This window comes from Streptomyces sp. NPDC014733, assembly GCF_043083385.1.
Classification (GTDB): domain Bacteria; phylum Actinomycetota; class Actinomycetes; order Streptomycetales; family Streptomycetaceae; genus Streptomyces.
Window position 1 is genome coordinate 19,111 of sequence record NZ_JBIBYO010000024.1, and the last position, 21,896, is coordinate 41,006.

Annotated in this window: 14 protein-coding genes and 2 pseudogenes; 7 read left to right on the forward strand and 9 right to left on the reverse strand. The window is 69.2% G+C overall.

All coding sequences use genetic code 11. The features are described 5' to 3' along the window. Window positions 1–15: 15 nt before the first annotated feature. Window positions 16–273, reverse strand: a pseudogene (locus tag ACF1BH_RS30215) (hypothetical protein); the annotation flags it as partial. 186 nt (window positions 274–459) lie between these two features. Here ACF1BH_RS30215 and ACF1BH_RS30220 point away from each other — a divergent pair. Further along, entirely contained in the window at window positions 460–702 is a 243-nt protein-coding gene (locus ACF1BH_RS30220) for an NUDIX domain-containing protein (protein ID WP_391647596.1), read from the forward strand. A 30-nt stretch (window positions 703–732) separates the two neighbouring features. Further along, complete coding sequence (locus ACF1BH_RS30225) at window positions 733–981, forward strand: hypothetical protein (RefSeq protein WP_391647597.1); 249 nt, start codon at window positions 733–735, stop codon at window positions 979–981. 129 nt (window positions 982–1,110) lie between these two features. Here ACF1BH_RS30225 and ACF1BH_RS30230 read toward each other — a convergent pair whose 3' ends face one another. The 3 genes from ACF1BH_RS30230 to ACF1BH_RS30240 form a co-directional block, all read right to left on the reverse strand. Continuing rightward, a complete protein-coding gene (locus ACF1BH_RS30230) occupies window positions 1,111–3,240 on the reverse strand; it encodes a site-specific integrase (protein ID WP_391647598.1) in 2,130 nt (709 codons plus the stop codon). A 78-nt stretch (window positions 3,241–3,318) separates the two neighbouring features. Continuing rightward, entirely contained in the window at window positions 3,319–3,678 is a 360-nt protein-coding gene (locus ACF1BH_RS30235) for a hypothetical protein (RefSeq protein WP_391647599.1), read from the reverse strand. Further along, window positions 3,675–4,292 (reverse strand): hypothetical protein, encoded by a 618-nt coding sequence (locus ACF1BH_RS30240; RefSeq protein ID WP_391647600.1) that lies wholly within the window; start codon window positions 4,290–4,292, stop codon window positions 3,675–3,677. The genes ACF1BH_RS30235 and ACF1BH_RS30240 overlap by 4 nt, the downstream gene beginning before the upstream one ends. A 10-nt stretch (window positions 4,293–4,302) precedes the next feature. On the opposite strand from ACF1BH_RS30240, the gene ACF1BH_RS30245 reads away from it, so the two are divergent. Continuing rightward, window positions 4,303–4,683, forward strand: a complete 381-nt coding sequence (locus ACF1BH_RS30245) for a hypothetical protein (protein ID WP_391647601.1) — start codon at window positions 4,303–4,305, stop codon at window positions 4,681–4,683. Between the two features lie 536 nt (window positions 4,684–5,219). Here ACF1BH_RS30245 and ACF1BH_RS30250 read toward each other — a convergent pair. Further along, the gene (locus tag ACF1BH_RS30250) at window positions 5,220–5,357 is read right to left on the reverse strand and encodes a hypothetical protein (RefSeq protein WP_391647610.1); all 138 of its coding nucleotides are present in this window, start codon (window positions 5,355–5,357) and stop codon (window positions 5,220–5,222) included. A 113-nt stretch (window positions 5,358–5,470) separates the two neighbouring features. Then, window positions 5,471–5,965 (reverse strand): annotated as a pseudogene (locus ACF1BH_RS30255) (cell division protein SepF); the annotation flags it as partial. Here ACF1BH_RS30255 and ACF1BH_RS30260 point away from each other — a divergent pair. The 4 genes from ACF1BH_RS30260 to ACF1BH_RS30275 all read left to right on the forward strand — a co-directional run bounded on the left by ACF1BH_RS30260 (window position 5,881) and on the right by ACF1BH_RS30275 (window position 11,062). Beyond that, the gene (locus tag ACF1BH_RS30260; protein WP_391647611.1) at window positions 5,881–6,447 is read left to right on the forward strand and encodes a hypothetical protein; all 567 of its coding nucleotides are present in this window, start codon (window positions 5,881–5,883) and stop codon (window positions 6,445–6,447) included. The pseudogene ACF1BH_RS30255 and the gene ACF1BH_RS30260 overlap by 85 nt on opposite strands. 2 nt (window positions 6,448–6,449) lie before the next feature. Continuing rightward, window positions 6,450–6,938 (forward strand): hypothetical protein, encoded by a 489-nt coding sequence (locus tag ACF1BH_RS30265; protein WP_391647602.1) that lies wholly within the window; start codon window positions 6,450–6,452, stop codon window positions 6,936–6,938. A gap of 771 nt (window positions 6,939–7,709) precedes the next feature. Beyond that, a complete protein-coding gene (locus ACF1BH_RS30270; protein WP_391647604.1) occupies window positions 7,710–10,085 on the forward strand; it encodes an NACHT domain-containing protein in 2,376 nt (791 codons plus the stop codon). Window positions 10,086–10,387: 302 nt separating this feature from the next. Further along, complete coding sequence (locus tag ACF1BH_RS30275) at window positions 10,388–11,062, forward strand: LysR family transcriptional regulator (protein WP_391647605.1); 675 nt, start codon at window positions 10,388–10,390, stop codon at window positions 11,060–11,062. A 93-nt stretch (window positions 11,063–11,155) separates the two neighbouring features. Here ACF1BH_RS30275 and ACF1BH_RS30280 read toward each other — a convergent pair whose 3' ends face one another. The 3 genes from ACF1BH_RS30280 to ACF1BH_RS30290 form a co-directional block, all read right to left on the reverse strand. After that, on the reverse strand, window positions 11,156–11,662 hold the full coding sequence (locus tag ACF1BH_RS30280; RefSeq protein WP_391647609.1) for an alpha/beta hydrolase fold domain-containing protein: 507 nt from the start codon (window positions 11,660–11,662) through the stop codon (window positions 11,156–11,158). Next, window positions 11,548–16,584, reverse strand: coding sequence for a type I polyketide synthase (locus ACF1BH_RS30285; protein WP_391647606.1), 5,037 nt, complete (start codon window positions 16,582–16,584; stop codon window positions 11,548–11,550). The genes ACF1BH_RS30280 and ACF1BH_RS30285 overlap by 115 nt, the downstream gene beginning before the upstream one ends. Then, the coding region (locus ACF1BH_RS30290) for a type I polyketide synthase (protein ID WP_391647607.1) at window positions 16,584–21,896 on the reverse strand (5,313 nt) is incomplete at its 5' end. The genes ACF1BH_RS30285 and ACF1BH_RS30290, both read right to left, overlap by 1 nt.

Here is a 21,896-nt window from a genome sequence, read left to right on the forward strand (position 1 = left end):
CTCTGACCTTAGGAATCACGACGGACTGACAAGGCCCTCCGACCCGGCGGTCCGCCCTGAATCCCCCTGGGGAGAATCTGGGGAGTTTCGGCCAGCGAGCCGGTTTCCCCGCTCCCCAAGCAGACCATCGATGGTGCCGCGCCCCTTGCTGCCAGCTTCCGGCATGAAGTGAGCACAGTAACCGAGAGTGATCGCCGGCGAGGAGTGTCCGAGCCACCGCGCCAGGGTCACGACGGACTCTCCGGATTCCAGCATGATCGAGGCGTAGGTGTGACTTGTGTCCGCAGAGGCCGTGTGCGCATGACCTCGTGTGGCGATTGAGCAGGCCGGATCGTGAGGCCGCTTTGCGTGACGCAGACGCTCGAACGTGTTGCATTCCACGGCATCGCTCGTGACGCAGATCACTCGCCGCTGTGCCCGTGGGGTCGCGTTGTCAGCGGGTGGTGAGATCGTGCCTCCGTGAGTGAACCGGTTGAGCATGTCGATGAGTACGACCGTGTGTTGGGTGTCGTCGAGCGAGGCGAGGCGGAGCGTGAAGGCTGGCCGCATCGCATCGCAACGACGATCTGCCGTAATCGAACAGGACGGATCTTGGTGCTGCGGCGGTCCGAGACGCATCCCCGGTTTCCGGGCTACTACGACGTGATGGTCGGCGGCGCCGTGGACGTGGGCGAGTCGTATGAAGAAGCAGCGGCCCGGTAGCTGTCCGAAGAGCTGGGTGTTCGTGTGCCGGTGCACTTCCTGTTCAAGTTCCTTTGCCGGAAAGGGATTGGCCCCATCTGGCTCGGGGTGCATGAGGCCGTCGTGCCGGAGGCACTGATCCCAGACTCGGGTGAGATCGGCTGGCAGGACTGGATGACAGTGGCCGAGCTGCGCGAAGTCGTTGATGAATGGCGCTTCGTTCCGGGAGGGCGGGAAGCTCTGCGCCAATACCTGGAGTCCGGATTCGGGAACGGTGCGAGGGAGCCGGCAGCCGAGTGATCGGCGATTCGGCTCGCCTCGGGTCAGGGCGGGCATCAACTGCAGGATCCGATGACGGTGGTTCGCGGGGTCGGAAGGCGCCTGATCCCGGAAGTTCCGGCGGCCGTTTCGCGGAGCCGGGCAATTTCCTCATGCTGTGCGGCGAGCTGGGCAAGGGCCTGTGTGCGGAAGTCCGAGAGCTCGTCGTTCCTCTGTTCTGACTGGTCCAGCCGTTCCTTGAGTCTGCTGTTCTCTGCCTTGAGCCGGATGATCTCGCCTCGCGACGGTCGGGGATCTCGCCGGCGTCCTGCAGCGCCTGGACCCGTCGTTCGAACTCGAGGCGGAGGTGACTGTAGGGGCGGGTGCCGTAGAACGCGGTGCGGTCGACGTCGGCCTCGCGGGCGAGGGTCTTGACGTCGCACTTGCCGCCGGGCGGGATCTCGCCGCGCAGGAGGCGGTCCATGGCAGCCCGGATGCGGTTCTCGTTTTCGGCCCGCTGGGCTGCGGAGATTCTCCTGAGGACTCCTCGTGCATGGTGGCGCTGGCGGCGTCGATCTCGGCGACGACCCGGAGGGCTCTGTCGTGATCAGCCTGGAGACGGGTGCGTTCGGTTTTGCGCGGGATGCCGAGCTGGCCGAGGAACGTCATGGTGCGGTCGGCGTGTTCGGCCCAGACGGGGCGGTGGCAGGGGTGGTGGGTGGCCTGCGGGCAGCGGGCGGAGTCACACATCCCGACCAGCGGACGATCCGCCGTCGGGGTGCCGGCGAGCTTGAGGCAGAGTGCCCGGGAGGGGTCGGTGAACCAGCAGTAGTTCGCCGGTCCGAGGTGGAGGACCTTGGCGCGTTTGGTCAGCAGGTTGAGCACGTCGCGGTCATTGCGCTGGATCTTGGGCGCCGATGCTGCCGAGGGGTCGAGTTTCTCGTCGATGCCGGCGAAGAACTCGGTGAGGCTGCGGGCTCCCGGCCCGGCGGGCAGAATGCCCTGCTGGTAGTTCCGGAACTCCTCCAGGACCAGCTGGAGATCGCGCTCGCTCTCGTGCTTGTTGACCTCGGACAACAGCTCGGCCTGGGCCCCGCCGGGGCGCGAGGCATAACCTTCCGTTGTGGCCACGGCGATGTGCTTTAGGTGGATCTTGGAGGCCAGGAGACCGCCCGGCCGGTAGGCCATCTCAAGAGACAAAGTCCGCCGCAGCATCCGCAGGTTGACCGGCCCGTCGGGAATGCGGGCGAGCCCGAGCCGCTGTCCGGCATCGGAGTTGACCCAGTTCTTGAACCACTGGTAGCGGACGTTGAAGGCGAAACGGCCAAGTAGCAGGGCTCCGTCTGCGGGGTCTTCGTGCAGTTGTCCCAGGAGGCCGATTGCTCGGTGGACCGGTTCGATGACGACCCATTCGTCGTCGGTGCCGCCCAGCGGCTGGCCTTTGACGACCTTGCTCGCGATGCGGTAGCGAACCAGGCCCGGAACGGGCTCCTGGGGCGGGCGGCGGCAGCCGATCCGCAGTTCCATCAGCTCACTCGCGCGCATCCCGGAGATCGCGGCCGTGGCGATGATCGCGGCGGTGCGGACGATCCCCACCAGGGCGACGGCCTCGAGTCGGTGCAGTGACAGAGTCCATTGCAGCGAGTCTTGCCCATCCGCTGTGGGAATGGGGGACGCGTCTTGTCCGAAGGGTTTGCCGACTCCGACCTGGGCAAGGGCGTCCTCGAGCGGCCCGCGAAGGGTGGACATCCACGGCGTGGCGAACTGGCTGAGGCCGGCCTGCCGGGCAAGGGTGCCCGTCGCGACCCGCAGAAGAGGATCGTGTGGGTCCCAGCCGTCAGCCAGTCGTCGGGTGACGTACCAGTCTTCGAGCATGGGCAGGGGTGTGCACGTATCCGTGTACTCACTGAGCACCCGGCTGATCTCATGGGCCGGGACCCTGCTCTTCGCGCCCACTTTCCGCAGGCCCCTGAGCCGTCGTGCCGAGTGCTGGTCTGCCTCCCGGATCTCGTGCGCCAGTTGGACGGCGTGCGGGCCGAGCGTGTCGACGAGGTAGAGAGCGGCCGCGAGCATGGGCTGCAGGACGGCGTCTTCGACGGGCTGGGTCTTGTTCTCCGTGCGGCCGGAGGGCATCTCGGCGATCGCTGAGGCGGTGGCACCGCCCCAGGGCCGGAGGGTCGCCGCGACCCGGTCCGCAGTGAACAGGTCGCGGTAGTTGACCAGGTCGACGACGGCCTGAGCGGCGGCGCGTCGCGTCCCGGGGCTGTGTTCGCCGACGATGGCGCCGTGTTCGTCGAGCACGTAGCGGCGGTGGGCCAGGTATGCCTCGCAAAGGCGTGTATCGAGCGCCTCCAGGCTGGCGATGGATCGCTTGTCGAGTTACTGGAAGAGACGGGTGAGTTCATCGAGACGACCGACGCAGCTGCGCAGGTGAAGTGCTGTGCGGTGGGCCCGGGGCAGCGGGGCGACGGCCGGGTGCCTTGGGGCGAGCATCGCCAGGAGCAGTTCCTTGGCGACCAGCCGCCAGCGCAGATCACGGATGCCGGTGAAGTCGAGATGCCGGTGGCAGATCGGCAGCTGAACCGGCAGGCCGACGACCTCGTTGAAGTCCCAGACCTCGTCCTCGAACAACGGGCGGTGACAGCCGTCAGGAAGAGGCAGCCCGGCCTCGCGGCAGACATCTGCGCCGGTGAAGACGGCGGAAGGACCGTCGAAGAGGATCGGGAGGGCGGCGGTCACGCGGTCATCTCCTCGGGGCGCAGCGGCAGCTCCTCGTCCACGTCGTCGACCTGGCCGGTTGCTGATGCGAGGACACTCGGCTCGAAGCGGTCCAGGACCTGCTGGATGCGGGCGGCATAGGGGCCGAAGACGGCCATGAAGTGGGCGGCCGGCATCTGCTGCCACTGCCGGGAGAAGAACGCCTTGAGGCGCAGCAGGTTGACCGCGTGCCGAGGAGCGAACGCCGCCAGGGGACACAGCAGGCAGACCCAGGGACGAGCCGGACAGGGCTTGCCCTTCGGACCGTGCAGCCCGGACAGCTGGTCCCCGCAGGCGGCGGTGAACACATCACGCTGCCCGCCGATGAGTGCGGCGATCGCCGCATCATCCAAATCCAGGGCCGCCACCAGCTGCGGATAGCCCTCGGCCAGCGCGGCCGCCTCCTCCTCAGTGATCACCGTGGGCGGGTGGGCCCGCCGGAGCATGTCGTGCTGGGCGTCCTCGACGACCGCCTCAATGGCCTGCTGCTGGACCGGGGTCGTGGCCGTCAGATAGCGGTCGCCCTCGACCTCGGGGGTGTGGTTCGGATCGATCGTCGCCCGTCCCCGCCCCGCCCACGTGCTCTTGTCCCGCATCGCGTGATGAGTGGTGCGGATCCGTGCGCGGTGGATCTTCATCGGCGTCCTCCCCGCGCCGCTGGCCACCCTGGTCCGTGAGCTCGTCGCGACCCGCCGCGGCAAGGCCAAGATCGGCACTCCGGAGGACGCTCCCTGGCTCTTCCCCGGAGGTCAGCCGGGACGTCCCCTCGGCGACGACCGGATCGGCCAGCGCCTCCACAAGATCGGGATCCGGCCCAAGCAGGACCGCTCCACCGCGCTGTTCACCCTCGCCACCGAAGTCCCCGCCGCGATCCTCGCCCGCATGCTCGGCGTCCACATCAAAGTCGCCGTCCAGTGGCAGCAGGCATCCGCGGGGGACTGGGCCGCCTACGCTGCCGACGTCAGTCAACGGACAAGACCGACATGACACTCGTGGAGGGCCAGCCCAGAACAGTCAGCTCGGGTCATTGCTCTCGCCACCACGCTACCTTGGTCTCCCGGACCGCCCGTGGAGCGAGCACCGGGTTCGGTCGGCTGGTGACGGGCTGCGGAATATCTCCCCGACTTCCGCACCGGCGTGTCGGTCGCACCCGTCGACGGAGTTGCCCCCTCAGCGGCGGCGAATGCGGAGGGGCAAGTCGTCGCACGAACCCGCGCAGTGGCAGGCAGCCCGGACAGCCTGTCAGTTCCGGTGATCCTGCTCGCAACTGGGGGTACCACGCAGCCTTGAGGCAAAGTACTGGTCACTGGCTTCCCTGATTCGTAGGAAGTGACGTCGCCCACGGACTATGGGCATATTGCTTGCAGTAGGAGGGGCGCCCGGTGTCGGCTGGAGCAGAGACTGGGATTACGCTGATGCTCAGGAAGGCCCTGCCGACGTGGCTACGACAGACAGGGCCAACCCGCTCGGGAGAACCCGCAGCATCACGGCCCTGGCGTCCTACCGCCGGGGCCGTGCTCGTATCAAGCGCCAAACAGGTGCCTGATCGTCAGGTCAATTACCAGCGCTGCAACCAGCGCCAGAAACTGACCCACTCGACCGAGTATGCGACGGGATTCCCGGCCGACCGAACTGTTGTCCTGCTGGTCTGAACCGGGCATCTTCTCTCTCCTTCCCGGGGCGCCATGAGCCCCCTGGGGCTCCCACGCGGCAGTGGGATCCCCAGCGAACTCACGTTCCTGGCAAGGGAATGAGCTGTTGTTCTCCGTGACGCGACGTTAGCAGGCGACAACAGGAACACCTGCTGCGTCACTCGCTCAATGCTGCCATTCAGACCGAAGACCAGACCCGCGGCAAAGTCGACAAGTCGCTTCGCGTCGGTGTCGTCCATCTCCGTGAGATTCATGATCATCGGAGTGCCCTCGCGGAAGTGTTCCCCGATGGTGCTGGCCTCGTTGTAGGTCCAAGGGTGCAACGTCGTGATGCGGTACGGCTCCCGCTCGGACGCAACCTTGGGCATGATCACCGGTGCGCACTTCCCCAGGCTCGGACGTTCAGGTGTGATGGACGCCACGGGGGTGATTCGCGCGAATACCCCTAATCTGCCGACACGGCAGGAGGTTCGCGTGACGCGCACGACGTCGCTAGGTATTCCGAGAGTTCCAATACCCGACTCCACCGTTAGTGCGCCCCGGCGGCTCGCAGCATCTCTTCCACGCCGAGGTCGAAGCCGCGGAAGAGGAACACCTGGCGCTGACCGTCCAGGCATTCCGCGACACCCAGGCCGGGATCATGCCCGCCGGGCCAGGAGCCCGCGGCCTCATCGCCGCCTTCACGCACATCGACGCGGAGCTCAACGACGCTGCCCGCACCGATCCGAAAATCCCGCACGACGACCGGCACCTGGAGAACCTGCTGCGCAAGCTCGCCAACACCCTCCACGTCGGACCGGCGAACTTCTGCTGGTTCCGCGACCCGGCCAAGGCCCTGTGCCTGCGGCTGGCCGGAACCCCTGACGCGAAGCGACCGCTGGTGGGGATGTGCGACTCGGCCCGCTGCCCGCAGGCCACCCACCACCCCTGTCACCGCCCGGTCTGGGCCGGGCAAGCCCAGACCATCGACGTCTTCATCACCAGCCCCCGCATCGCCAAGGGCGAGAAGCAGCGGCTCGTCCCCGAACGCGACCGTGCCCTGCGGGTCGTCGCCGAGATCGACGCCGCCACCACCCCCGTCCTCGCAGGGAGGAGCTGACCGTGGCCCGCCTCACCGAAACGGACAAGGCCCGTAACGAGGCCGCGATCCGGGCCGCCATGGACCGCATCCTGGCCGGCGACCTCCCGCCCGGCGGCAAAGCCGACCTGAAGACCCTCGCCGCCACGGCCGGCGTCACCCGTACCGGCTTCTACCCGAAGAAGAACCGCGACGGCACCCCCAGGCCCGGGCCCTACCAGCACCTCGCCGAAGAGTTCGAACGGCGGCTGCAGGAGCTCCGGGCCGCCGGAGAGATCGTCGACCCGCGAGACTCCCAGATCGACCGGCTCAAGAAACAGGTCGACGAGCTGAAGGAGCGGATCGCCACCCGAGATGAGCAACTGGCCGAGCTGACCGAGTTCAAGACCCTGGCGATCTCCCGGCTGGCCGCGCAGTACGACGAGATCGAACGCCTGCGCACACAGATCGACGCCGTCGGCAACGTCCGCATACTTCCGGCTCCTGGCCTCGGTACGGCGCCCCACCCGTAGGGCACAATGCTGCGGTGACGGGTGGTAGCGCGAGTCGTCGCAGCCCAGTGGTATATCCGGAGCCGACGGAGGCGACGGTAAAGCAGTTGTACGGGACCGCTTTCCGCTGCGGCAAGCCGGATTGCCGACGGCCGTTGTACCTGTCCGCCAGCAGGCCCCGCGTCGGTACTCCGCCCCTCACAGTTTCTGCTGCTCGGGGTACTCCCTCTCGCCCACTACCCATCGGGCAGTATCGGTACCTGCCTTCTCCTGTTCCATACGAAAGCAGCAGACCGGACTCGCGTCGCCTACATGCCGGACACCACCTGGCCAATAAACGGGCACCCGCCAGGCTCACCCCGGGATAGTGGTCACACCCCGGTTTCGATGTCATCTTTATCTATTTCGACACGTCAGCAGCGATTCACTTACGTTCGCCTTCCCGATCCCCACCTGACGCCTCTCACGACGCCTTTTCCTCATCGCTCACCAGGACGGTCTTCAGCCAACGCAGCATGAGGCGGTTTAGAGCCTCCCCCCGTAGGGCGACTCTGAAGGGCCATACCTTCATCTTTCGCACAGCACCATTTCGAGAAGCGGCCCTACAACCAACTCCCTTTCATGTTCAGGACACAAGACCACGAAGATCCACCCCGCCTTGGACGGTCAGGGCCGACCGCCGGCCGCCGTCGTGACGCCCGGGCAGGCGCACGACAGCCAGTCCCTGCCGTTGCTGCCGGACGAGCGCGGCGTTCCCGGATGCCGTCCTCGGGCCCGTGCCACCATTGGGCCATGGGGGACCACAACGACGGTGAATCGAAGCAGCCACCCGCGGCTACACACAACGAGGTCAGCGGCCGGGTATACGGATCGGTGGTGCAGGCCGGCTCGATCACCGGCGGTGTCAACATCACCGCCGGGCCCGCTCCCCGGCAACGCCGGTGGGGTACGCGAGGCTCATCGCCCCGCGGTGGGCCGTCCGATCTGGACGAGTGGGCCGAGGGCCTGGCCGAAGGCGTCAGGACGTTGTGGGAGAGGGAAGAGGAGCAGCGGCGGGTACACGATCCAGTGGCATTGCCGGTGCGCTGGCACCCGGCTGCCGAGCTGGCCGATCACCCCGCCAACATCCGTCGTCTTCAGGCCGGTGACGCCAGCGAACCCTTGGCGCTGGCCGGGCGCATCGAGCAACTGAGTGAGATCTATCGGTCCGTCCCCTCCGGCCGGCTGGTCATCCTCGGCCCCGCCGGCGCCGGGAAGACCGTGCTCGTCGGCCGCCTGGCGCTGGGCCTGCTGGAGAAGCACCGGCCGGGACGGCGGGTACCGGTCGTCGTCAACATCGGGGCCTGGGACCCAACGGCCAGATCGCTGCAGGTCTGGCTGGTTGAGCAACTCACGCGCGACCACCCCGGCCTGGCCGCTCCCGCCGGACGGGGCGGACCGAGCCGGGCCCGCGCGCTCATCGAGGCCGGCCGGGTGCTGCCCATCCTGGACGGTTTCGACGAGATCCACACCGGGCTGCACAAAGACGCACTGCGCGAGCTCAACGCTGCCCCGGACACCCCGATGGTGATCACAAGCCGGGCACCGGAATTCACCGCGGCGGTACACGACGTGGACGTGCTGACCGCGGCTGCCGTAGTGGAAATCGACGATCTGACGGTGGAGGATCTGGCCGGCTACCTGCCCCGCACCGTGGCCGGGCGCCGCACCGGAGTCTGGGACCCGGTCCTGGAGAAGATGAACACCGCACCGGTCGAGCCGGGCCCAGCCGCGCTGCGCCGCGTGCTGACCAACCCTCTGATGGTCTTCCTGGCCCGCACTATCTACAGCGACAACCCCCGCCAGGAGCCCACCGAGCTGCTCGACACCAACCGCTTCCCCACCAGGACGGCCCTACAGGACCATCTGCTGAAAGAGTTCCTGCCCGCCGTCTACCGTTCCGGCCGGCCGGACCGCCCACCGCGCTGGCCCGAAGACCGCGCACGCCGCTACCTCACCCACCTCGCCGGCCACCTCCGCCAGGCAGGCACAGTCGATCTGGCCTGGTGGCAGCTGCGTGACACCATCCCGCGGTGGAAACGCACCCTCATCCTCGCCATGGTGGACGGACTGCTGGTGACTGTGGCGCTCGGGTTCATGGATACGAGCACAGGGCTGGTGCCGGCCTTCACCAGATGGGGGTCGGCCCCGGATTGGCCGGTGGACGCGCAAGAGCGGGTGCTCGCGCTTGTGCGAGGGGCGATGGACGGGCTTCTGGTCATGCTGAGCAGCGGGGTCGCAGTCGCCCTGACGGCCGGACTCGGCAGATGGCTCCACATCAAACGTCTGCGCAGGTTCACCGTTGCCCTCGGGGCCGGGCTCGGGACCGCAGTCGCTAGTGGGCTCGCGTTCACGCTTGTGACCGGGGACGCGGGGGAGGGGCTCAGTGCGGGTCCGATTCTTGGGCTCATAGCCGGTCTTGCGGCGGGACTCGTCGGATTGCGCGGCGCGGGCCCTCAACCGACCGGCACGCGCCTTCAGATCCGTGGCCGGGTCCGGTTCATCTCCGGCAGGTTCGTGGCGGGGATGCTCGTCGGGCTGCTGCTGGGGCTTGTGAACGGGTTCGCCAACGGGATCTTCAGCTTCGGGAGCGGCGCCGCTGCCCGGGTAGCGGAGGGGCTCTCGTTCGGGGGAACGGATGTGCTCGGAGACGCGTTCGTGATCTTGTCGGTGGTGGGGCTCGTGCTTGCTCTCGTAGCCGCGCTCGCGTTCGGGCTTGAGGCACCCGCCCATCCGGCCGATGTGGTCGGTGCGGCGGAATCGCTGGCCCGGGACCGGCGAAACGCCATCCGTAAAGGGCTCGTGGTAGGGCTGGCGGTCGGCCTTATGGTTTCTGCCATGTACAGCCTCCCGTTCGGGGTCGCGGCCGCGGTGCTGGCGGGATTCGTGAGTGTGCGTGCTACGAGCGCCTGGGTTCACTGGCTGGTACTGGTACGTGGATGGCTGCCGGTCACCGGCCACCTGCCGTGGCGTGTCCAGGCGTTCCTCACCGATGCCTACCGCCGCGGCGTGCTCCGGCAGACCGGGGCGGTCTACCAATTCCGCCATGCCCGCCTTCAACAGCACCTCCTGACCACCTGCCGCGGGCCTGAACCGGACGCGGCCACCGAGCAGCCGCGCCCCCGGTAAAGCGCAGTTGTTGATCGTCGACCGGCGCCTTCGCCGTGTGGCGGCTTGTCCGGCGCTCACGGTGCTCGGTGCCGTCCTCTCGGTGGAAAATCAGACCTTCCGCTACTTCCGGCAACAGGTCGGTTGCGAGCGGGAGTCGATCCAGGAAGCGAAGAGGTCCAAGACGTCCTACGCGTGTGGTCTCGAGCGGCTTTCCGCACCTCCAGGAAGAACGAGCTCAACGGTTCTGCCGGACGCATGTCGAGATCCAGGAAGGGGGGCGTGTCCTCCTTCCTACCCACCGTTTCCCTCGCCAGGAGTTCATGTCGGCGCCGCACGTGCTCCGGCCAGCCCTGGGTAACACCTACGCGATCCGCCGCCTCCGCGTGTTTCTCCAGGTTGCCCGCCACCCCACCCTCACCGAGGCGTGCCAGGTCCACGGCATCGCAGCAGCGACGCTCACCAACCAACTCAAACGCCTGGAGCAGGACCTCGGCGGCCCGCTGCTGATCCGCGCGGGACGCGGCCGGCACCTGGAGGTCACCCCGCTCGGCCGCGACGTCATCGAGGCCATCGAGACGTGGGCGCACACCCTGGCCGACAGCCCCCGGCAGACCTGGGATCGCGCGATGAGACACCGCCCGCCCCGCACCCCACGCAAGCCCCGTCCCCGCCCCGACGACGCCCCGGCACCGACGCCTTCCCCGAACTCCTGCAGCCCGCCGTACGGACGGTTGCCGGCCGCCTCCGACTGCACAGGTTCCTGCAGGCCGCCCCTCACCCCTCGCTCGCGGCGTTCTGCCGGGAGGCCGGCATCCGCCTCCAGCCTGACCGTGCAGATCCAGCACCTCGAACGCGACCTCCAAGGACAACTCCTCGGCCGCGGCCAATGCGGCCACCGGATGAGGCCCACCGCCTTCGGCAACACCGTCCTCGCCACCGCCCAGCCGTACACCGACCGCCTCACCGCTCACCTCGACCACGAGAGCACTCGGTGAGCCCGGCCGGGGAACGCTGCTCAACGAGGCGAACTTCGTCGTTCAGACCACCGAGCACGCCCGGGTCGGTACGTTGAACACCCATGAGGCCGTTCACCTTTCAGCAGGGCACGGGGCTGTGGGATCCCGCATCGACTTCCCTCGTCCACGCTTACGTCCCCGTGAACCTCGATGCCGCCCCCGAACTCGCCGAACTCGTGCGAGGAGTGCGCAGCTCCTGTGCCGAGGCGCTGGGAGGCTGCCGTCCAGGCCGGGGTAGGTCAGGGACTGGAAGAGCAGGTGCGGGCCCGCCTGGTCGCGGGCGCGGAGCGCGGCGGAGGCGGCGATGTTCCCGCCGACGCTGCCGCCGGCGACCGCGATGCGGGTGGGGTCTGCGCCGAGTTCGGCCGGGTTGCCGGCGATCCAGGTCAGGGCGGCTGCTCGGGAGTTCGGTGTTGGCGGGCACGGCGAGCCCTCTCTGGTCGACCGGAACGGGACTTCCAGGGCTACGGCACGAGTTCGGTCGCCAGGTGATCGGCAAGCGCGGTCGTCGTCGGGTACTCGAACGCCAGCGCTGGCGAGAGCGTGCGGCCGACCACCGCTGTCATCGCGTTCCTCAATTCGAGGGCGCTCATCGAGTCGATACCCAGGTTTTCGAACGGGGTATCCGGGTCGATGTCGTCAGGGCCGTCGTGCCCGAGGGCGAAGGCGACCTCCTCGCGGATGATGGCCGTCAATCGGGATCGACGCTCGTCGATGCTCATGCCAGCGAGATCAGGCAGCTGTGAGTCAGCCGTCGGCCGGGCCTGGCGCCGGATCGACACAAGGTCCTGGAAGAGCGGCGGGACCGGCGTCCCGCCGGACGCGGTCAGGTCGAGGTGTGCGGCAACCAGGTTCGCTGGGCCCGCGGCAACCGCCGCGTCGAAGAGGCCGGTCGCCTCGTCGATGGGCATGGGCAGCAGGCCGCCGCGGTTCATCCGCGCCCGGTCCGCCGCGCCGAGGTTGCGAGTCATCTCGCTGGCCTGCGCCCACAGTCCCCAGGCCAGCGACACCGCCGGCAGCCCCAACGCGCGCCGATGCGCGGCAAGGGCGTCGAGGAAGGTGTTGGCCGCGGCATAGTTGCCCTGCCCGGGGGCGCCGACCGTGCCGGCTATCGACGAGAAGAGCACGAACATCGACAGGTTCCGGTCCCGGGTCAGCTCGTGCAGGTTCCAGGCGGCGTCGACCTTCGCCCGCAGCACCCTGTCGATCCGATCCGGGGTCAACGATCCGATCGCCGCGTCGTCCAGCACGCCGGCCGCGTGGATCACGCCGACCAGCGGGACGCCGGCCAGTGCCTCCTTCAACGCCGCCCGATCGGCGACGTCGCATGCCACTACCCGCGCGTCCGCACCGAGGGCGGCCAGTTCCGCGACCAGCGACTCAGCACCGTCGGCCGCAAGACCACGCCGGCTGACCAGCAGCAGGTCCCGCGCCCCGTGCGCCGTGACCAGATGACGGGCCAGGACCCCGCCGGCCATGCCCGTGCCGCCGGTGATCAGCACCGTGCCTTCTCCAAGAGCGGGCTTGGCGGTGACCGGCGGGTTCGCCGTACGGCTGAGACGGGCGGCGTGGAGGGTTCCGTTGCGGACGATGAGCTGCGGTTCACCGGCGGCGAGGATGGCTCCGGCGTCGATCTCGCCATCGGTGTCGACCAGGATGATCCGCTCCGGGTTCTCCGTCTGCGCCGAGCGCACCAGCCCCCACACCACCGATCCCGCAAGGTCCACGATGTCCTCGCCGGGCAGCCCGACGGCCCCCCGTGTCACGACGATCAGCCTGCCGTCGTCCCGACCGCTCCCCCAGTCCTGCAATGCCTTGAGAACCTGATGCGCGGCCTCATGGGCACCGTCGACCACCGGCTCCTTGCGCAGCATCTCGAACACCACCGCCTCGCCGGTCGGCCGCGAGCCATGCCTTGGGGCCGGCGACCACACGACCTCGAACAATCGGTCCGACAGGCCGCTGGCGGCCGCCCGCAGCTGATCTTCGGACACCGGGCGGGTGGTCATGGACCGCACCGACAACACCGGTCGGCCCTCGGCATCGGCAAGCCGCAACGACATCGAGTTGGTCCCGGCAGGCATGATCTGCGCACGCACCGCCGTGACCCCCGGCGCGTGCAGCGAAACCCCCTCCCAGGCGAAGGGAAGCGCCAGCTCCTGCCTGTCGGTGGCCACCACGACCGCGTGCAGCACCGCGTCCAGCAAGGCCGGATGTATGTGGAACTTCGACGCGTCCGCCGTCGGGGGTAGGGCAACGTCGGCGAACAGCTCCTCGCCGCGACGCCAGATGCCGCGCAGCCCTCGGAACGCCGGCCCGTACTCATAACCGCGGTCGGCCAGGTGCTCGTAGATGCCGGTCGCGTCCACCGCTTCCGCGTCCGTCGGCGGCCACGCCAACAATTCGGCGGTTTCTGCCGAGGAGCCCAGGATGCCTTGGGCGTGGAGCACCCAGCTCGCCTCCTCGCCACGGGAGTACACCATCACCGGTCGGCGCCCCTGCTCGCTTTCCGCGCCGACCACGACTCGGATCTGCGTTCCGTCCTCGGCCGGCAACACCAGCGGCGCGCGCAGCATCAGCTCGTCGACGACGGGGCAGTCCACTTCGGCGCCAGCACGGACCGCCAGCTCCACGAAGCCCGCGCCCGGGAAGAGGACCGTTCCCGCGATCGCGTGATCGGCCAGCCAGGGTTGTGCCGCCAAGGACACCCAGCCCGTGAGCACCACACCGCCGGTGTCCGGCTGCTCGACGACAGCGCCCAGCAATCCGTGCCCAGCAGTCGTCAGGCCCAGCTTCGCCGCGTCGCCCGTTGGCGTTGGCCCTTCCAGCCAGAACCGCCGGTGCTGAAAGGCATAGGTCGGCAGCGGCACCCGCCTGACGTCCCGTCCGGCGAACACCGGCTGCCACTCGACCGCCGCACCAGCCACGGACAGCCGCCCCAAGGCAGTGATCACCGATGCCGTCTCCGGCCGCTCTCTGCGCAGCATCGAAACGCATGGCGCGCCTTGGATCATTGCGGTAAGTCCACTTGCCGGGCCCAGCTCGACGAACCTGGTCGCCCCCGCCGTCGCCAGGCTCCGCACCCCGTCAGCGAACCGCACCGGCTCCCGGACGTGCTCCACCCAGTACGCCGGAGAGCCGTAATCACTCGCGGCGAGCTGACCCGTCACATTCGACACCACGGGGATCGCCTGAGCGCTTGGGACAATACTCGCGGCAATCTTGCCGAACTCGGCCAGCATCGGCTCCATCAACGGCGAGTGGAAGGCATGGGACACCGCCAACCGGTGCGTCCTCCGCTCCCGCCACTTCTGGATGATCTCGCTCACGGCGTCCTCGGTACCGGAAACCACTACCGAGTCCGGCGCGTTGACGGCCGCGATGACGGCCCCTTCCACCAGCGACGCCGCTACTTCATCGGGTCCGGCCTGGATCGCCACCATCGCGCCACCCGCCGGAAGCTCCTGCATCAACCGCCCGCGCGCGGTCACCAGTGTCGCCGCATCGGCCGGCGACAACACCCCGGCCACGTGCGCTGCTGCCAGCTCGCCTACCGAATGCCCCATGACGAAGTCCGGCCGCACGCCCCAGCTCTCCAGCAACCGGAACAACGCCACCTCCACCGCAAACAACGCCGGCTGCGCGAACTCCGTCGCGTTCAGCAGTTCGGCGTCTTCGCCCCACATCACCTCGCGCACCGGCAACCGGAGATGCTTGTCCAACTCCTGTGCCACGGCATCGAATGCCTGGACGAAGGCGGGGAAGGCCGCATACAACTCCGCTCCCATGCCGAGCAGTTGCGTTCCCTGCCCCGGGAACACGAAGGCCGTCTTGCCGCTGTTGTCCGCGCGGCCGCGCACGACGCCACGCCCCTGCTCGCCGACGACCAGTTCCGCGAGCCCTTCGGCCAGTTCGGCCTTGTTCCGGCCGACCACCACGGCCCGGTGCTCGAGCAGGGAACGAGCCGCCAGCGAGAAGCCGACGTCGGCCACGTCCAGATCGGGATGCCCCTCGACATGCGCCAGCAGTCGGCTGGCCTGGCCGGCCAGAGCTTGGCCGGTCCTGGCCGACAACACCCACGGCACCGCGGGCATCGCCGGGCTCGTCCGTTGCGAGGCTCCCTCGATTGCCGGCGCTTGCTCGAGAATCACATGCGCGTTGGTGCCGCTGATCCCGAACGAGGAGACACCCGCCCGCCGAGGCTTGCCGTTCACGGGCCACGGCTGTTGCTCGGTCAGCAGTTCGACCGCGCCCGCCGACCAGTCGACGTGCGGAGTCGGGGCGTCGACATGCAAAGTTTGGGGCAGCACGCCGTGCCGCATTGCCTCGATCATCTTGATCACACCCGCCACACCCGCAGCGGCCTGGGTGTGACCCAGATTCGACTTCACCGAACCCAGCCACAGCGGCTCGCTACGGTCGCGGCCGTAGGTCGCGAGGAGGGCCTGCGCCTCGATGGGGTCGCCGAGTGTGGTGCCGGTGCCATGTGCCTCCACAGCGCCAACGTCCGAAGTGGACAGGCAGGCATTGGCCAGCGCGGCGCGGATGACGCGTTGCTGTGAGGGGCCGTTGGGGGCGGTGAGCCCGTTGGAGGCGCCGTCCTGGTTGACTGCGGAACCCCGCACCACGGCCATGATCTCGTGGCCGTGGCGTTCGGCATCCGACAGCCGCTCCACCACCAGCACGCCGGCGCCCTCGGCGAAGCCAGTGCCGTCCGCGGCAGCCGCAAAAGCCTTGCAACGACCGTCGACCGACAATCCACGCTGCCGACTGAACTCCGAAAAGATCGACGGCGACGCCATCACCGTCGCACCACCGGTCAAGGCCAGGTCGCATTCACCGAGCCGCAACGACTGCGCCGCCAGATGCAGCGCCACCAACGACGACGAACACGCCGTGTCCACCGATACCGCCGGCCCTTCCAGGCCCAGCACGTACGACACTCGACCGGATGCCACACTCGAGGTCAGGCCCGTCATGCGGTAGCCCTCGCCACCGCCGGTCGACACCATCCCGTAGCCCTGGGTCGCGATGCCGGCGAACACGCCGGTGGCGCTGCCGCGCAAGGAAAGCGGGTCAACGCCGGCGCGCTCCAATGCCTCCCACGACAACTCCAACAGCAGCCGCTGCTGCGGATCCATCGCCAACGCCTCAGCCGGCGCAATACCGAAGAACCCGGCATCGAAGCCAGCCGCATCGGACAGGAACCCGCCGGAACGCGTATATGAACGACCGACTGCATCGGGATTCGGATCAAAAAGACGTTCGATATCCCAGCCGCGATCGGCCGGGAACCCGGAGACCACATCCCGCGCACCGACGACCAACTCCCACAGGTCCTCGGGCGAATCGACACCGCCCGGATACCGGCACGCCATGCCGACGATCGCGATCGGCTCGGTCATACGGGTGGTCAGAGCCTTGTTCCGCTGCTTCAGGCGCTCGACCTGCACCAGCGCGGTGCGCAGCGCCTCGGTTGCCTGGTCCAGTTTGGTGGGCATCAGTCAGTCTCCTGCACGTTGTCGTGGCCGCCGAGAGCGACGCCGAGAAGGTCTTCCAGGTCCATGTCGGCGAGGTCCTTTCCGGCGCGCTCCGCGGTGGTCGCCGCACCGGCGTCCTGACCGGCCAGGTCCATGAGGGTGTCCAGCACGCCCGCCTGCCGCAGCCGCCCAACCGGAATGGAGGCGATCAGCCTCCGGATCTCCCCTTCTTCCCGATCCGCGGATGGCGTCGGCCCGGCCGTGTCGATCGCGATGCTGTCCCGGATGTGCCGGGTCAGCGCTTTCGGCGTGGGGTAGTCGAACACCACCGTCGCCGACAGCGTCACGCCGGTCGCGCTCTTGAGCCGGTTGCGTAGTTCGACCGCGGTGAGGGAATCGAATCCGAGGTCCTGGAAGGCACGATCGGGATCGACGTCGTCCGGGGCTGCATGCCCGAGCACAGTCGCGATATTCAACCGCACGAGCTGCAGCACCACGGCGTCGCGTTCCGGTTCCGGCAGCCCGGCCAGCCGTTGCACCAGCGCCGACTTCGACGCCGATGCCGCGCGATCGCCGTCGACGGTTCGACGTGTCCGGCCCCGTACCAAGCGCGCGAACAGCGGCGGCAACACTCCGCCCGCCCGCCGGCTACGCAGCCCGGCCACGTCGACCCGCGCCGGCACCAGGTGGGCCCGACCGGCCAGCACCGCCTGGTCGAACAACTCGACCGCCTCGTCGGTGGCCATGGGCAGCAAACCGCCCCGACCCAACCGGGCCAGGTCCGCCGCGCCCAGATGGCCGGTCATGGCGCTCGCCTGCGCCCACAGACCCCACGCCAGCGACACGCCCGGCAGTCCGAGTGCCCGGCGATGCGCGGCCAGCCCGTCGAGGAACGTGTTGGCCGCCGCATAGTTGCCCTGTCCGGGCGCGCCGACGGTGCCGGCCATCGAGGAGAACAGCACGAACATCGACAGTTCCAGGTCCCGGGTCAGCTCGTGCAGGTTCCAGGCCGCGTCGACCTTCGCCCGAAACACCACGTCGACGCGATCCGGCGTCAACGAACCGATCACCGCATCATCGAGCACACCGGCCGCGTGGACCACGCCGGTCAGCGAAACGCCGGCCAGCACCTCGGCCAGCGCCGCCCGATCGGCGACATCGCAGGCCACCACCCGCACGTTCGCGCCGAGAGCGGACAGCTCCGCGATCAGCGCCGCAGCGCCATCAGCCTCGGCGCCGCGGCGGCTGACCAGCAGCAGGTCCCGCACCCCATGCGCCGCAACCAGATGTCGCGCGATGATCGCGCCGGCCATGCCCGTGCCGCCGGTAATGAGCACTGTGCCGTCGGCCAGTGAGCCGGGCAGGGTGAGCACGACCTTGCCGGTGTGCCTGGCCTGGCTGAGGAACCGGTACGCGGCCGGGGCCTGGCGCACGTCCCAGGTGGTGACCGGCAGCGGCCGCAGCACCCCGGCCTCGAACAGTCGCCGCAGCTCGGTCAGGATCTCCTTGAGCCGGTCGGCGCCCGACTCGAACAGGTCGAACGCCCGGTAGCGGACCCCAGGGTGGGCGGCGGCGACGGCATCGGCGTCCCGCACGTCGGTCTTGCCCATCTCCAGGAAGCGCCCGCCGCGCGGCAGCAGTCGCAGCGAAGCGTCGACGAACTCGCCGGCCAGCGAGTCCAACACGACGTCGATGCCGCGGCCTGATGTGCCGGCCAGAAACTTCTCCTCGAACTCGACGGTCCGTGAGCTGGCGATGTGGCTGTCGTCGAATCCCATCCGGCGCAGGGTTTGCCACTTGCCGGGGCTGGCCGTGGCGAAGACCTCCAGGCCCAGATGCCGGGCCAGGTGGACAGCGGCCATGCCGACGCCGCCGGTCGCCGCGTGCACCAGCAGTGCTTCGCCGGCCCGCACCCGGCCGAGGTCGACCAGTGCGTAGTACGCGGTCATGAATGCCACGGTGACGGCGGCGGCGTCGGTGAGGGACCAGTCCGACGGAATGGCGACGATCAGGCGGTGGTCGGTGACCACCCGCGGGCCGACGCCGACCAACACGCCCATCACCCGGTCGCCCACCGCCACATCGGTCACGCCGGGCCCGACCTCCAGCACCACGCCCGCGCCCTCGCCGCCCGGGATCGCGTCCTTGTCCGGGTACATGTCGAGGGCGATCAGCACATCGCGGAAGTTCATGCCGGCGGCCCGCACCTCGACCCGCACCTGCCCCGGCAACAGCGGCGCATCGGCCGCCGGGAAGGGCTCGACGGTCAGGTTCTCCAGCGTGCCCTTCTCCGTGAGCCCCAGTCGCCACGGCTGGGCGGGGAGCTCCAGCACGCCTTCGGTCGGCGCGGCGGCCAGCCGGGGAATGTGGATCTTTCCGTCCCGGCTGACGAGCTGCGGTTCGTCCAGGGCGAGCACGGCGCCGGCGTCGAGGCCGGCATCGGTGTCGACCAGCACGAGCCGCCCCGGGTTCTCGTTCTGTGCCGAGCGGACGAGCCCCCAGACCGCGGCGCCGGCCAGATCGACCACGTCCTCGCCCGGCAGACCCACGGCTTTGTGGGTGAGGACGATCAGCTTGCCGTCACGGGATTCCGACAGCCAGGTCTGCACAACCTCCAGCGCTCGGTGCGTGGCGGCGTACACACCGGCCACCACCGCATCCGCTGTCCGGGGTAATTCGAAGACCACCGCGTCTGCGGTGGATTCCTGGCGCTCGTCCCAGGACGCCGTCGAGACGGCCGGGAACGGCCCGGCCGAGGCCGGCAACCACGCCACCTCGAACAACCGGTCCGAGGCCGGCCCGGCGGCCCGCAGCTGCTCCGGCGACACCGCGCGGACGGTCATCGACCGCACCGACAACACCGGCAACCCGGTGGCATCGACGAACTCCATCGACACGGCGTTCGGCCCGGTCGGCGCAATCCGCGTCCGCACCGCGGTCGCGCCGGCTGCGTGCAGTGAAACCCCTTCCCAGGCGAAGGGGAGCGCCAGCTCCGCACCGCCGGTCGCGACCGCCGCCGCGTGCAGGGCTGCGTCGAACAGCGCCGGGTGAAGCCCGAACCCGGCCGCCTCCACGTCCGGCGGGAGGGTGACCTCGGCGAACAGCTCCTCGCCGCGCCGCGACATGGCCGTCAGCCCACGGAACGTCGGCCCGTACTCGTAGCCCCGGTCGGCCAGGCGCTCGTAGGCGTCGGTCGTGTCGATCGTCTCCGCCCCCGCCGGCGGCCATACCGACAGGTCTGCGACGTCGGGCGCCTGAGTGGTTGGGCCGAGTTCGCCTTCGGCGTGCAGCACCCAGTCGGCGTCGCCACGGGAGTACACCGCCACCGGGCGGCGGCCCGACTCCTCGGCCTCGCCGACGGCGACCCGGACCTGCACGCCACCGACCGGCACCACCAGCGGGGCCCGCAGCATGAGTTCCTCGACGACGCCGCAGTCCACCTCGTCGCCGGCCCGGATGGCGAGCTCCACGAGGCCCGTGCCCGGGAAGAGGACCGTTCCGGCCACGGCGTGATCGGCCAGCCACGGCTGGGCCTGGACCGACAGCCTGCCGGTCAGCGCCAGCTCGCCCGAGTCCGGCTGCTCGATGACGGCACCGAGCAGGGCATGGCCGGTGTCCTCCAGCCCGAACCGCTTGACGTCGGCCGGCACGCCGGAACCCCGCAGCCAGTAATGGTGGTGCTGGAAGGCGTAGGTCGGCAGCGGCACCCGCCGCCGACCGGGTCCGAACAGGGCCGACCAGTCGACGCGGACGCCCCGGACATGGGCCTCGCCCAGCGACGTCAGGAACCGGTCCTGGCCGCCGTCGCCGCGCCCGAGCGTCGGGACGGTCACCACGCCTTCGTCGTCGATGCCGGCGATCAGCACCGGATGCGGGCTGGATTCGATGAAGAACCGGTGCCCCTGGTCCCGGGCGGCCCGCACGGCCGCCTCGAACTGCACGGTGTTCCTGATGTTCCGGTACCAGTACTCGCCGCCCAGCGTCTCGGTGTCGACCGGGCCACCGGTGACCGTGGAGAAGAACACGATCTCCGCCGAATGCGGCTCAATGCCGGCCAGCGCGGCGTTCAGGTCGTCACGGATCGCCTCGACCTGGGCCGAGTGCGAGGCATAGTCGACTTCGATCCGCCGGGCCCGCACTCCGTCGGCGGCGCACCGGCTCATCAGCTCGTCCAGCCCGGCCCGTTCACCCGCCACCACAACGGCCGCGGGGCCGTTGACGGCCGCAATGTCGAGTTCGTGACCGCTGTCCTCGATCAGCGTCTTCGCGCGTTCCGCGTCGCATGCCAGGGAGACCATGCCGCCCGCGCCCGCCACCGCCGTCAACAGCTTGCTCCTCAGCGCGACCACTCGCGCGGCGTCTCGCAGCGACAACGCCCCCGCCACGTGGGCCGCCGCGATCTCGCCCTGAGAGTGTCCGATCACCGCGTCCGGGCGCACGCCCGACGAGCACCACAGTTCGGCCAACGACACCATGACGGCGAACAGGACCGGCTGCACCACATCCACGCGGTCCAACTCCGGCTCGCCCTGCGCCCCGCGCAGGACATCGACCAGCGACCAGTCCACGAACTCGTGCAGTGCCGCCGCGCAGGCCCGGATCTTCTCCGCGAACACCGGCGAGGTCTCCAAAAGCCGTGCGCCCATGCCGATCCACTGCGATCCCTGGCCCGGGAAGACGAACAGCGTCTTGCCGCCGCTCTCAGCGCGGCCCTGGACCACGCCGCGACCCGGTTCGCCCTCGACCAGGCCGGCCAGGCCCTGGAGCAGTTCGGTCCGGTCAGCGCCGACCACCACCGCCCGGTGTTCGAACAAGGGCCGGCTCGACAGGGAATAGCCGATGTCGCAGGCGTCCAGGTCGGGACGTTGCTCGACGTGTGCGAGCAGCTGGCGGGCTTGCTCGGCTAGGGCGGGAGCGGTCTTGGCCGACAACACCCACGGCACCGCCGGCAGCACCGAGTCCGACTCCTCCGCCGCGACCGCCGGTGGCTCCTCGATGATCACGTGCGCGTTGGTGCCGCTGATCCCGAACGACGACACACCCGCGCGCCTGGGGTTGTCACCCACCGGCCAGGGCCGCTCCGACGTCAACAACTCCACCGAACCCGCAGACCAGTCCACATGCGGGCTCGGGGCGTCGACGTGCAACGTCCGCGGCAACACACCGTGCCGCATCGCCTCCACCATCTTGATCACACCCGCGACACCGGCAGCGGCCTGCGTGTGCCCGAGATTCGACTTCACCGACCCCAACCACAACGGCTCATCACGATCACGGCCGTAGGTGGCGAGAAGTGCTTGCGCCTCAATGGGATCACCCAAAGTCGTGCCGGT

Coding starts and splice junctions, on each gene's coding strand:
- ACF1BH_RS30240 (WP_391647600.1), bottom strand. CDS start 4,292: ATGCGGGACAAGAGCACGTGGGCGGGGCGGGGACGGGCGACGATCGAT.
- ACF1BH_RS30250 (WP_391647610.1), bottom strand. CDS start 5,357: ATGCCCGGTTCAGACCAGCAGGACAACAGTTCGGTCGGCCGGGAATCC.
- ACF1BH_RS30270 (WP_391647604.1), top strand. CDS start 7,710: ATGGGGGACCACAACGACGGTGAATCGAAGCAGCCACCCGCGGCTACA.
- ACF1BH_RS30275 (WP_391647605.1), top strand. CDS start 10,388: ATGTCGGCGCCGCACGTGCTCCGGCCAGCCCTGGGTAACACCTACGCG.
- ACF1BH_RS30285 (WP_391647606.1), bottom strand. CDS start 16,584: ATGCCCACCAAACTGGACCAGGCAACCGAGGCGCTGCGCACCGCGCTG.